Raw genomic sequence first — 10,805 nt, 5'->3', positions numbered from 1 at the left:
CCGCTAAACTGCGCGCATGTCGCGCCCCCCCATCGGTCAACGCCTGCAGCGCCTGTTCCTGACCGGCCTGCTCACCCTGCTGCCGCTCTGGCTGACCTGGGCCGTGCTGAAGTTCGTATTCGGCCTGCTCGGCAGCCTCAGCAAACCGCTGGTGGAGCCGCCCCTGCGCGAGATCGCCTCCGGCAATCCGCATACCTTCGGCTGGCTGGTGGATGCCTGGGTGCAAGATGCGATCGCGCTGGTGGCTACGGTCGCCTTCATCCTGCTGGCCGGCTGGCTGGCGCGGCGGGTGGTGGGCCAGCGCCTGCTGCGCTGGCTGGAGGCGCTGGTAGCCCGTATTCCGCTGGCCAACACCGTGTACGGCAGCGCGCGCAAGCTGCTGGACATCCTGCAGACCAAGCCGGACGGTACCCAGCGGGTGGTGCTGGTGGACTTCCCGCACAACCAGATGAAGTCGATCGGCTTCGTCACCCGGGTCATGCGCGAGCAGGGCAGCGGCCGCGAGCTGGCGGCGGTGTACGTGCCGACCACGCCCAACCCGACCTCCGGCTATCTGGAGATCGTGCCGGTGGAAAAGCTCACGCCGACCGACTGGACGGTCGATCAGGCCATGAGTTTCATCATCAGCGGCGGCGCGGTGGCGCCGGACAGCATCCCGTTCACCCCGCCCGGGCAGGCGCCCTGACCCATGCGCCAGCTCGACGACCGCGCGGTGCGGCTGTTCATCGCGCTGGCCGCGTTCTTCTGCGTGAACGCGGTGCTGGCCGAGTTCATCGGGGTCAAGATCTTCTCGCTGGAAGGCACCCTCGGGATCGCCCCGGTGCATTGGCGGCTGCTGGGCGAGGGCGGCACGTTGGACTTCACTGCCGGCACCGTGATCTGGCCGATCGTGTTCATCATGACCGACACGGTCAACGAGTACTTCGGCAAGCGCGGGGTGCGCCTGATCAGCTACCTGGCGGCCGGGCTGGTGGCGTATGCCTTCCTGTTCGCCTACATCGCCATCCAGCTGGCGCCGGCCAGCTGGTGGGTGGGCAGCGCCCAGGGCCAGGGCGTGCCGGACTACCAGGCCGCGTTCTCCGCGATCTTCGGCCAGGGCATGTGGATCACGGTCGGCTCGCTGACCGCCTTTCTGATCGGCCAGCTGGTGGACATCCAGACCTTTCACCACATCCGTCGCCGCACCGGCGAGCGCCACGCCTGGCTGCGCGCCACCGGCTCCACCGCGATCTCGCAGCTGGTGGACAGCTTCGTGGTGCTGTACATCGCCTTCGTGCTGGGGCCGGCGCACTGGCCGATGTCGCGGTTTTTGGCGGTGGCCAGCCTGAACTACACCTACAAGCTGCTGGCTGCAGTGGCGCTGATCCCGCTGCTGTACCTGGCCCGTGCCGGCATCCACCGCTACCTGGGGGAGGCACGTGCGGCACAGCTGATCCACGCTGCCGCCCACGACCACGCCGCCGCACCGCACCCGTTCCCGGTGGACTGACCCGCCCGCGCTGCACGTTTCGTCGCCGCCCGCGTCAGATTGCCCCCCGGCCCCGGCCGGCGCGACAATAGCCGGATGATTGATGCCTCCCGCTATCCCCTGCTGTCGCGGATCGACCGCCCCGCCGACCTCCGCCAACTCCCGGAATCCCAGCTCCGTGCGGTGGCGGACGAGCTGCGCGCCTACCTGATCGAATCGGTGGGCAAATCCGGCGGGCACTTCGGCGCCGGCCTGGGCGTGGTGGAGCTGACCACCGTACTGCATTACCTGTACCAGACGCCGGATGACCGCATCGTCTGGGACGTCGGCCACCAGTGCTACCCGCACAAGATCCTCACCGGCCGCCGCGACCGCATCCATACGGTCAAGCAGAAGGACGGCGTGGCGCCATTCCCCAAGCGCGAGGAATCCGAGTACGACACCTTCGGGGTGGGCCACTCCTCGACGTCGATCTCAGCCGCCTTGGGCATGGCCATCGCCAATGCCCGCGCCGGCAACCCGCGCCGGGTGGTGGCGGTGATCGGCGATGGCGCGATGACCGCCGGCATGGCCTACGAGGCGCTGGGGCACGCCGGGGGCATGGACGATGAGCCGGACCTGCTGGTGATCCTCAACGACAACCGCATGTCGATCAGCGAGGCAGTGGGCGGCCTGACCCGGATGCTGGGCCGGCTTTCCGGCAACCGCACCCTCAACGCCCTGCGCGAAAGCGGCAAAAAGCTGCTGGGCGACAAACACAGCCCGCCCGCCCGCTTCATCAAGCGCTGGGAGGAACACTGGAAGGGCATGTTCGTGCCCTCCACCCTGTTCGAGGAGATGGGCTTTCATTACACCGGCCCGATCGACGGCCACGACATCGACGCCCTGCTGGCCACCCTGAAGACCCTGCAAGGCCTGAAAGGCCCGCAGTTGCTGCACATCATCACCACCAAGGGCAAGGGCTACCAACCGGCCGAAGGCGACCAGATCGGCTACCACGCGGTGGCCCCGTTCGACCCGGCGGTGGGTGTGGTGCCGGCCCAGGGCAAGCCGAAGAAGCCCACCTACACCGACGTGTTCGGCGACTGGCTGTGCGACATGGCCGCCGCCGAGCCGCGTCTGCTGGCGATCACCCCGGCCATGCGCGAAGGCTCCGGGCTGGTGCGTTTCAGCCAGGAATACCCGGACCGCTATTTCGACGTCGCCATCGCCGAGCAGCATGCGGTGACCCTGGCCGCCGGCATGGCCTGCGAAGGCGCCAAGCCGGTGGTGGCGATCTACTCGACCTTCCTGCAGCGCGCCTATGACCAGCTGGTGCACGACGTAGCCATCCAGAAACTGGACGTGCTTTTTGCAATCGACCGTGCCGGTGTGGTCGGCCCGGACGGCGCCACCCATGCCGGCAACCTCGATCTGTCCTATCTGCGCTGCGTGCCCAACATGGTGGTGATGGCGCCTGCCGACGAGAACGAATGCCGGCAGATGCTGACCACCGGCTTCCACTACCCCGGCCCGGCGGCGGTGCGCTACCCGCGTGGCACCGGCCCCGGCGTTGCCGTGCAACCGTCGCTGGAGACTCTGCCGATCGGCAAGGCGCAACTGCGCCGGCGCGGCGGCCCGCTGGCGCTGCTCGCGTTTGGCGCACTGGTGCCGGTCGCCGAACAGGTGGGCGAAGCGCTTGGCCTGACCGTGGTCAACATGCGCTTCGTCAAGCCGCTGGACCGCGCGCTGATCCTCGAGCTGGCCAAGACCCACGAGGGCCTGGTCACCCTCGAGGACAACGTGGTCGCCGGCGGGGCCGGCAGCGGCGTGGCCGAGCTGCTGGCAGCCGAAGGGGTGGTGGTGCCGATCCTGCACCTCGGCCTGCCCGATGCCTTCCAGCACCATGCCAGCCGCGAGGAGCTGCTGGCCGAGGCCGGGCTCGACGCGGCCGGTATCCGCGCCGCGCTGCTGGCGCGCTGGCCGCAGCTGCGTGCGCCGGCGGTTGCGCAGGCCGCGCCGTAAGCGGCCGCCGCGCGCGGCTCACTCCTCCCCGCCGTCCTCCCCCGGGGCGTCCTCCTCCGGGGCGATCACCGCGTAACCCTTGGCCTGCAGCGCCGCCAGGTAGCCGTTGGCGCCGAGCAGGTCGTTCAGCGGCAGCGCGGCGAAGCTGACCGCATTCTTCTCCAGCGCCGCATCGGCGGCCGCCAGCCACTTGGCGCGCAGCCTGGCGCGGGCATCGCCGAAGCCCAGCCGCTTGCCGATTCCGGCCTCAGTGACGGCGGCGCTGCACGCCTCCCACTGGTAGGCCGGCGGCAGCGCGCGCAGCGCCGGCATGTCGCCGGTGGCCCAGGCGTTGGCGCGCGCGCGCATGACGTCGAGGTCGGTCTCGATCCGGGTCAGGGTGTTGTCGAAGCAGGCCAAATCGTCGAGCGTGGTCTTGGCCCATTCCTGCAGCAGCGGCTTGGGATCCTTGATGACGATGGTTTCCTTCACCACCGTCACCGTCGGGTGATGGTCCTTGATCGCCTTCTCCACCACCGGCCACACCGGATCGCGGGTATCCAGCCCGTTCTTCTTCATCGCCGCGGTGTACAGCTCCTGCGCGGCGAACAGCGGGCGGCGCTTTTCCACCCCACCGTCGCTGCCGATGTAGCGCGCTTTCAGCGCCTGCCAGCGCACATAGGAGGCGGGCGAGACCACCTCGCGCAGGGTCTTGCCGTCCGGGTTGTCGCGCGCAGCCAGCAGCTTGGGCAACAGCAGCAGGCCGCGGAAGAAGCCGATGTCGGCATCGATCTGCACTCCGCGCATGCGGATCACCTCCTGCGCGTTCGCCAGCACCCGCTGCAGCGGCACGGCCTGCCACTGCATCTTCGCCGGCAGCGGGCTCAAGGTGCCGAGCAGGTACAGCTCGTGGCCGCCCTTGCGCACGATCCACATGCCCGGCCCCGGCTGCTCGCCCTGCACCACCACCGGGGCCTCGGTGCGGATGGCGTCCGCCGGCGGCGCCTCCTGGGCGTGGATGGGGAAGGCCATGAGCGCAGACATCACCGCTGCCGCCAGTTGCCGCATCACACTCCGCATCCACGCATCTCCCGGTCGCTGAAGCCGCAAGTGTGCCGGCATCGGCGCTCCGAAGTCCCACCTGCGCCTGAATCGTGGGATGCTCACGCCATCGCCACCGCAGGGGAGCACACCATGGCCGTCCGCATCGTCCGCCTGGGCAGCCCGCGCCTTCCGGGCGAAGGCCTGCGCATCGGCACCGTGCGCCGGCCGCCGCGCGGGGTGCCCAAATCCGAGTATGCGCGCCGCGACTTCTACGACGTCTGGCTGCCCACCTTGGCGCCCAGCCAGGCGACGATGGACATGGCGCATGCGGCGACCACGCCGGCGCAGTGGCGGGCGTTCTTCCGCCGCTACCGCAGCGAGATGAAGCGGCCGGACGCCGCGCACGCGATCGCGCTGCTGGCCGCGCTGTCGCACCAGACGGATTTCAGCGTAGGTTGCTACTGCGAAGACGAGGCGCACTGCCATCGCCATGCGCTGCGGGAACTGCTGCGGGACGCCGGGGCGACGCTCGCCAACTGAAAGCCGCCTATTCCTGCGAGCGCTTCACCGGCTTGGCCGCGCCGGCGGCCGCCTCCGCGATCCGCCACAGGTACAGGCTGGCATAGCTGCGGTACGGCCGCCAGCGCTCGCCGCGCGCGGCGAGTTCCTTCGGGGCCGGCAGCGCCTCCGCCTTGTCTACCGCCTGCACGCCCTTGCGAATGCCGAGGTCGTCCACCGGCAGCACATCGGGCCGACCCAGCCGGAACATCAGCATCATCTCCACCGTCCAGCGCCCGATGCCGCGGATCGGCACCAGCGCGGCGACGACCTCATCGTCGTGCATGCGCGCCATCTGGCCAAGATCCGGGATCTCGCCGGCCTGCTCGCGCCGCGCCAGGTCGCGCAACGCCAGCAGCTTGTTGGCGGACACCCCGCAGCCGCGCAGGGTGGCGTCGTCGATCCGTGAGAGGGTGTCGCAATGGAAGCGGTCGCTGCCGATCGCCGCCTCCACCCGCCCGACGATGGTCGCGGCCGCCTTGCCGCTGAGCTGCTGGTAGAGGATCGCGCGCGCCAGCGCATCCACCGGATCGAACGGCTGGCGCCAGCGCGGATCGGCGGGGATCGGACCGAGCCGACGCATCCACGCGCCCAGCCGGCGATCGCGCCGCGCCAGGTGCGCGAACGCCTGTTCGACATCGAATCCGCGCGCGTAGCTGGCCATGCCCGCCCTGCTCATCCGCGCAGCCGGTCCCAGGCCTGCAGCAGCCAGCCGCCGATCAGCAGCAGGCCACCGGCCGGCGCCAGCACCGTAGGGGCGCCCAGCAGCGCCGCCGCGGCCAGGCTGCCGGCGAACAGCAGCACCCCGGTGAGCAGCAGCAGCTGCGCCCACAGCGCGCCGGCGCGCTGCGCCAGCGGCGCCAGCGCGGCCAGCGCCAGCCCGTGAGCGAAGCCGAAGGCCGCGGCCAGCAGCAGGCGCTCGCGCGCGGCGGGGATCGCGGCATGCATGGCGTAGGCCGACAGCGCCACCGCCAGGGCGGCCAGCAGGCTGCCGGCCGCCGCCAGCCAGCGGCGGGCGGCGACGATGCGGGGGAGGGTCGCGGGAATGCGCGGCTGCATGCCGGGATTGTGCCTGTTCACCCTCTGGAAAATGCAAACGCCGCGGCGATGCGCGGCGTTTGCAAGGGATCAGCGTGCTGACGGGCCGGCTTACTTGATCGGCCAGTACACGTCGAACTGGCCATCGGCGGTGAACGCCCCGGCCACGCCGGACTTGTAGTCCTCGAACGCGCGGTCCTTGACCTCGTAGCCGTGGGTGGCCGCCCACGCGCGCAGGGCATTGCGCACGTTGTCGAGCTCGGCCATATAGCCGGTGTAGGACGCCATCACCGCCTTGCCGGCCGGAATCTGCACATACTGCACCGGGCCCTGGGTTGCGACTTTGCCGACCGCGCCACCGCCCTTGCGACGCACCACCTGGGCGACATCGAAGGTGTAGGTCTCGCGGCCGAGATCGGTGGTGACGATGCGCACCGGGCCCACCGCCTCCAGGCCGTTGGCCTCGATCACGCGCTTGATCCACTCGCTGTTGGCATTGATCGAGGACTGGATCTGCGCATTGCCGCGCTCGACCGCGCCGGCGTTGACGAACAGCACGTCCTCGGCCGGGCGCTCGACCACCTTCGGGGTGGTCATCTTGCTGTCCTTGACCGCGTAATCGACGTTCGGAATCGAAGCCAGCATGGTGGTCAGGCGCGACAGCCCCAGCTTCATGTCGTCGCCGACATGGCGGGCCACGTACAGGCCGGCATAGCGGCCGAGCAGGTTCCAGCCGTAGTCCACGTCGTAGGTCTGGGTGATCTCGACGTTGCGGTTATTGCGGCCGGTAAGCTTGAGGTAGAACGCGGTGCGCTTGTTGTCGCCGCGCTCGATGTTGGTGATGGCAATCGCCACCTTCTCGCGCGGCACGCTCTCGACGATCTCGTAGCTACCGCTGCCCAGGCGCTCGTTCTTGGAGGCGTAATCCAGACGCGCCCCCACGCCTTCTTCCGGACCGGAGAGGGTGATCTGCATGTTCGGATCGCGCAGGAACAGCGGATTCCAGTCCTTGAAGCGACGGAAGCTGTTGAGCGTGTCGAACACGATGGTGAGCTTGCGGTTGGTCTCGATCTTCTCCACCAGGTGGCGGGAAGACGGCAGCAGCAGGCCCACCACCAGGTACAGGGTGAACACGATGGCGAGGGAAATCAGGATCTCGAGCAAGCGAGTCATTCGGGATTCTCCGGAGAAGGCCGTGGCGGCCAGCAGCCGCGCGGATTTCCCATCTTAGCAAACCGGTCTCGCCCCGGGCGAGGACGGCCCATCCAGAAACCGCGACGTGGCGCACCCTTTCGGGCGACCCGCGCCCCGGCCCACACTCCGGTTTCATACCAACTGCAGTTCGAACGCCTTGAGCACCGCCCGGGTGCGGTCGCGCACGCCGAGCTTGGACAGAATGTTGGAGACGTGGTTCTTGATCGTGCCCTCGGCCACGCCCAGGGAGTTGGCGATCTCCTTGTTGGAAAACCCGGAGGCCATCAGGCGCAGGATTTCGGTCTCGCGCTCGGTCAGCGGGTCCGGACGCTCCAGGCTGACGAACTCATTGCGCATGTGCTCCAGCCCCGACAGCAGGCGCTGGGTCACCGCCGGCTGCACCAGTGAACCGCCATCGGCGACGGTCTGGATGGCGCTTACCAGCTGCTCCAGCGACACGTCCTTGAGCAGGTAGCCCTTGGCGCCGGCCTTGATGCCGGCCAGCACCAGCTGGTCATCGTCGAACGTGGTGAGGATGATGGTCGGCGGCAGGGTACCGGCCTTGCCGAGCGCCTGCAGGGCCTCCAGCCCCGACATCACCGGCATGCGCATGTCCATCAGCACCACGTCGGGCGCACTCTGCGGGATCTGCTCCACCGCCTGGCGGCCGTCCGCCGCTTCAGCCACGACCTCTATGCCCTCGGCCAGCGACAACAGGGAGCGAATGCCTTGGCGCACCAGGGTCTGATCATCGACCAGAAACACACGGATGGGACGGGTTCTGCTCATGGGTCGGCTCCTTGCGGGAGAGACAAGGCGGCGCTCGCCGCCACCGGTAAGGTAATGGTGATGCGAAAGCCTTGGCCACGCCGACTGGCGATGTCGGCCCGCCCGCCGTGCATGCGCAGGCGTTCACCCAGCCCGCGCAGCCCGTTGCCGGGCACGATCTGATCGCTACCGCGGCCGTCATCGCGCACCTCCAGCACCACATCCGCGCCCTCACGGCGGGCCGACAGCCACAGCCGGGAGGCCCCCGAATGGCGCACCGCGTTGGTGATGGCTTCCTGCGCACAGCGCAGCAGCACGTGCGCGCGCTCGGGGTCGTCCAGCATCAATGGCTCCTGGATGTCCATCTGGATCTGCAGGCTCGGCACATTCTCGGCGAGCGGCCGCAGCGCGGCGCCGAGATCGATCGCCCCGCCCTCTCGCAGCTGGCTGACCGCCTCGCGCACGTCGGTCAGCAGCAGGCGCGCCAGCGTATGCGCCTGCTGCACGTGCTCCTTGACCCGTCCTTCGGAGAGATGGCCGGCCACCTCCAGGTTGAGGCTCAGCGCGGTCAGGTGGTGGCCCAGCAGGTCGTGCAGCTCGCGCGCGATGCGGGTGCGCTCGTTCACCCGTGCGCTGTCGGCGAGCAGGGCGCGGGTGGCGCGCAGTTCGGCGTTCAGGCGGCGCTGCTCCTCGCGCGCCTGCGCCTGCTGCAGGGCGACCAGGCTGACGATGAACACGAAGCCGGAGAAGCCCGCATACAGCATCGATTGCATCAAGGCTTCCAGCGGCGGAAAGCCCAGCCAGCGAATGAATACCGGCGCCACCGCCAGCTGCCCGGCCAGCAGCCAGGCAATGCCCCACGGCAGCGGCAACCGCCACGGCAGCACGCAGGCGGCCACCATGAGCAGCACGCTGCCCATTCCCGAGGCGCTGTAATAGCTCACCGCCAGCGCGGCCAGGGTCAGCACCAGCAGCAGCGGCAGATCGCCCGGGCTGCGGGAGCGGCTGCCGAGCCCGCGCGTCAGCCAGGCATAGCTGAACCCGAATGCGAGATAGGCCAGCCAGCCCTGCCAGGGCAGTGGCCGCAGGGCCATGTCCTCGCCGCCGTTCGCCAGCATCGGCGCCAGCCACGAGTAGTACAGCAGCGGCAACCCCACCATGGCCCAGGTGAACAGGCCAGCGGCGCGCAGCAGGCGTGTGTGTGAGATACGCACGAGCATGGCGTCTTATACCCCCTCCGGCGGCGCAACGCGCACCTCCAAGGTCATGCTTTACGGTCCGCCGCCCGTGCGATAATCCCGCCCCGATGCGCCACGCTGGGCCACCCGCAGCCGCTACCGGAGTCTGAAAGGAATGACGATTGCCATCCGCGACGTGCGCGAGCATGAGCTGGATTCCGTCCTGGCCCTCAACAATGCCGCCGGGCCTGCGATTCTCCCCCTGGATGCGGCGCGCCTGCGCCGGCTGTACGACCATGCCGAGTACTTCCGGGTGGCAGAGCGCGATGGCACGCTGGCCGGCTTCCTGATCGGCTTTGGCGCCCGCGGCTGCCATGACAGCAGCAACTTCGCCTGGTTCCGCGCGCACTACCCCGATTTCTTCTATATCGACCGCGTGGCGGTGGCCAGCCGCCGCCGCGGCGGCGGCGTCGGGCGCGCGCTCTACGCCGACGTACAGAGCTACGCCGAGCTGCGCTATCCGCAGCTGGCCTGCGAGGTATTCCTGGAGCAGGGCACCGACCACGCGCTGCTGTTCCACGGCAGCTTCGGGTTTCGCGAGGTCGGCCAGAACGTGATGGCCGAACACGGCCTGCGCGCGGCGATGCTGATGAAACCGCTGTGCAGCTATGAGTGGGTGCGTCAGACCTACGGCGATGCCCTGCCGGACGTTCCGTGGCTGCAGCGCCCGCGCCCGCAGGCCACCGGTACCGAAGCCCGCGAGGTCTGCGCATGAGCGCGCAACCCGACCTCGCCCAGGCCGGCGAGCTCAAGTTCGGCCAGGTCGGCATTGCCAACCTGCGCATCCGCCAGCTCGATCCGGCGCGCCTGGCGCAGGAAATGCGCGAGCGCGTGCAGCGCGCCCCCAACCTGTTCGCACGCGCCGCAGTGGTGCTGGATTTCAACAACCTGCTGCACGCCCCCAGCGCCGAACAGGTGCGCGCGCTGATCGCGGCCCTGCGCGAGGCCGGGGTGTTGCCGGTGGCGCTGGCCTACGGCACCCGTGAGATCGACGCCCTGGCGCGCGAGCTCGACCTGCCGCTGCTGGCCAAGTTCCGCGCCCAGTACGAACCGGCCTCCACGCAGGCCGCGCCCGCCGCCAGCGCGAGCCCGCTTCCGGCGCCCGCCCCCGCGCCCCCGGCCATCCCGCCCGCCGCGCGCGGCGGCGACGGCAAGCCCGGCCTGATCCACACCAGCCCGGTGCGCTCAGGGCAGCAGGTCTATGCCGAGCAGCGCGACCTGACCGTGCTGTCCACCGTGGGTGCTGGCGCCGAGGTGCTGGCCGATGGCAGCATCCACATCTACGGAGCCCTGCGCGGCCGCGCCCTGGCCGGCGCGCAGGGGAATACCGAGGCCCGCATCTTCTGCCGCGAGTTCCATGCGGAGCTGGTGGCGGTGGCGGGCCATTACAAAGTGCTGGAAGACATCCCGGCCGACCTGCACGGCAAGCCGGTGCAGGTCTGGCTGGATCACGGACAACTCAAGCTGGCGGCGCTCGACTGAACGCCCGCGAGCCATCGTAAGGAGAACCCAAC

Annotated in this window: 12 protein-coding genes; 6 read left to right on the top strand and 6 right to left on the bottom strand. The window is 69.6% G+C overall.

Features of this window, described 5'->3' with window-relative positions; genetic code table 11:
* Positions 1 to 16 precede the first annotated feature (16 nt).
* The 3 genes from ML342_RS05265 (at position 17) to dxs (ending at position 3,472) form a co-directional block, all read left to right on the top strand.
* Positions 17 to 685 (top strand): DUF502 domain-containing protein, encoded by a 669-nt coding sequence (locus tag ML342_RS05265; RefSeq protein ID WP_240125927.1) that lies wholly within the window; start codon positions 17 to 19, stop codon positions 683 to 685.
* A 3-nt stretch (positions 686 to 688) separates the two neighbouring features.
* Positions 689 to 1,489 (top strand): queuosine precursor transporter, encoded by an 801-nt coding sequence (locus ML342_RS05260; protein WP_240125925.1) that lies wholly within the window; start codon positions 689 to 691, stop codon positions 1,487 to 1,489.
* Positions 1,490 to 1,564: 75 nt separating this feature from the next.
* Positions 1,565 to 3,472, top strand: coding sequence for a 1-deoxy-D-xylulose-5-phosphate synthase (gene dxs / locus ML342_RS05255; protein ID WP_240125923.1), 1,908 nt, complete (start codon positions 1,565 to 1,567; stop codon positions 3,470 to 3,472).
* Positions 3,473 to 3,490: 18 nt separating this feature from the next.
* Here dxs and ML342_RS05250 read toward each other — a convergent pair whose 3' ends face one another.
* Positions 3,491 to 4,495 (bottom strand): TraB/GumN family protein, encoded by a 1,005-nt coding sequence (locus tag ML342_RS05250; RefSeq protein ID WP_240125921.1) that lies wholly within the window; start codon positions 4,493 to 4,495, stop codon positions 3,491 to 3,493.
* Between the two features lie 150 nt (positions 4,496 to 4,645).
* Here ML342_RS05250 and ML342_RS05245 point away from each other — a divergent pair, with 150 nt between their 5' ends.
* Entirely contained in the window at positions 4,646 to 5,035 is a 390-nt protein-coding gene (locus ML342_RS05245) for a DUF488 domain-containing protein (RefSeq protein ID WP_240125920.1), read from the top strand.
* Positions 5,036 to 5,042: 7 nt separating this feature from the next.
* Here ML342_RS05245 and ML342_RS05240 read toward each other — a convergent pair whose 3' ends face one another.
* From ML342_RS05240 to ML342_RS05220, 5 genes are all read right to left on the bottom strand, one after another.
* On the bottom strand, positions 5,043 to 5,717 hold the full coding sequence (locus tag ML342_RS05240; RefSeq protein WP_240126289.1) for a DNA-3-methyladenine glycosylase family protein: 675 nt from the start codon (positions 5,715 to 5,717) through the stop codon (positions 5,043 to 5,045).
* A gap of 11 nt (positions 5,718 to 5,728) precedes the next feature.
* Complete coding sequence (locus ML342_RS05235; protein ID WP_240125918.1) at positions 5,729 to 6,112, bottom strand: DUF423 domain-containing protein; 384 nt, start codon at positions 6,110 to 6,112, stop codon at positions 5,729 to 5,731.
* A gap of 90 nt (positions 6,113 to 6,202) precedes the next feature.
* The gene (locus tag ML342_RS05230; RefSeq protein WP_240125917.1) at positions 6,203 to 7,264 is read right to left on the bottom strand and encodes a GyrI-like domain-containing protein; all 1,062 of its coding nucleotides are present in this window, start codon (positions 7,262 to 7,264) and stop codon (positions 6,203 to 6,205) included.
* Positions 7,265 to 7,417: 153 nt separating this feature from the next.
* Positions 7,418 to 8,074, bottom strand: coding sequence for a response regulator (locus ML342_RS05225; RefSeq protein WP_240125915.1), 657 nt, complete (start codon positions 8,072 to 8,074; stop codon positions 7,418 to 7,420).
* Entirely contained in the window at positions 8,071 to 9,273 is a 1,203-nt protein-coding gene (locus ML342_RS05220; protein ID WP_240125914.1) for a sensor histidine kinase, read from the bottom strand. Before ML342_RS05220 ends, ML342_RS05225 begins: the two co-directional genes overlap by 4 nt.
* A gap of 133 nt (positions 9,274 to 9,406) precedes the next feature.
* Here ML342_RS05220 and ML342_RS05215 point away from each other — a divergent pair, with 133 nt between their 5' ends.
* Both ML342_RS05215 and minC read left to right on the top strand, forming a co-directional pair.
* The gene (locus ML342_RS05215; protein ID WP_240125912.1) at positions 9,407 to 10,006 is read left to right on the top strand and encodes a GNAT family N-acetyltransferase; all 600 of its coding nucleotides are present in this window, start codon (positions 9,407 to 9,409) and stop codon (positions 10,004 to 10,006) included.
* Positions 10,003 to 10,773 (top strand): septum site-determining protein MinC, encoded by a 771-nt coding sequence (gene minC, locus ML342_RS05210; protein WP_240125910.1) that lies wholly within the window; start codon positions 10,003 to 10,005, stop codon positions 10,771 to 10,773. Before ML342_RS05215 ends, minC begins: the two co-directional genes overlap by 4 nt.
* Positions 10,774 to 10,805: the final 32 nt, after the last annotated feature.

Origin of the sequence: Thermomonas alba (genome assembly GCF_022419205.1) — a bacterium.
GTDB lineage: Bacteria > Pseudomonadota > Gammaproteobacteria > Xanthomonadales > Xanthomonadaceae > Thermomonas > Thermomonas alba.
The sequence above is the reverse complement of the archived record's forward strand: the minus strand, read 5'-3'. Positions and strand labels throughout refer to the sequence as shown.

Coding starts and splice junctions, on each gene's coding strand:
- minC (WP_240125910.1), top strand. CDS start 10,003: ATGAGCGCGCAACCCGACCTCGCCCAGGCCGGCGAGCTCAAGTTCGGC.
- dxs (WP_240125923.1), top strand. CDS start 1,565: ATGATTGATGCCTCCCGCTATCCCCTGCTGTCGCGGATCGACCGCCCC.
- ML342_RS05215 (WP_240125912.1), top strand. CDS start 9,407: ATGACGATTGCCATCCGCGACGTGCGCGAGCATGAGCTGGATTCCGTC.
- ML342_RS05260 (WP_240125925.1), top strand. CDS start 689: ATGCGCCAGCTCGACGACCGCGCGGTGCGGCTGTTCATCGCGCTGGCC.
- ML342_RS05265 (WP_240125927.1), top strand. CDS start 17: ATGTCGCGCCCCCCCATCGGTCAACGCCTGCAGCGCCTGTTCCTGACC.
- ML342_RS05240 (WP_240126289.1), bottom strand. CDS start 5,717: ATGGCCAGCTACGCGCGCGGATTCGATGTCGAACAGGCGTTCGCGCAC.
- ML342_RS05235 (WP_240125918.1), bottom strand. CDS start 6,112: ATGCAGCCGCGCATTCCCGCGACCCTCCCCCGCATCGTCGCCGCCCGC.
- ML342_RS05220 (WP_240125914.1), bottom strand. CDS start 9,273: ATGCTCGTGCGTATCTCACACACACGCCTGCTGCGCGCCGCTGGCCTG.
- ML342_RS05225 (WP_240125915.1), bottom strand. CDS start 8,074: ATGAGCAGAACCCGTCCCATCCGTGTGTTTCTGGTCGATGATCAGACC.
- ML342_RS05230 (WP_240125917.1), bottom strand. CDS start 7,264: ATGACTCGCTTGCTCGAGATCCTGATTTCCCTCGCCATCGTGTTCACC.
- ML342_RS05250 (WP_240125921.1), bottom strand. CDS start 4,495: ATGTCTGCGCTCATGGCCTTCCCCATCCACGCCCAGGAGGCGCCGCCG.
- ML342_RS05245 (WP_240125920.1), top strand. CDS start 4,646: ATGGCCGTCCGCATCGTCCGCCTGGGCAGCCCGCGCCTTCCGGGCGAA.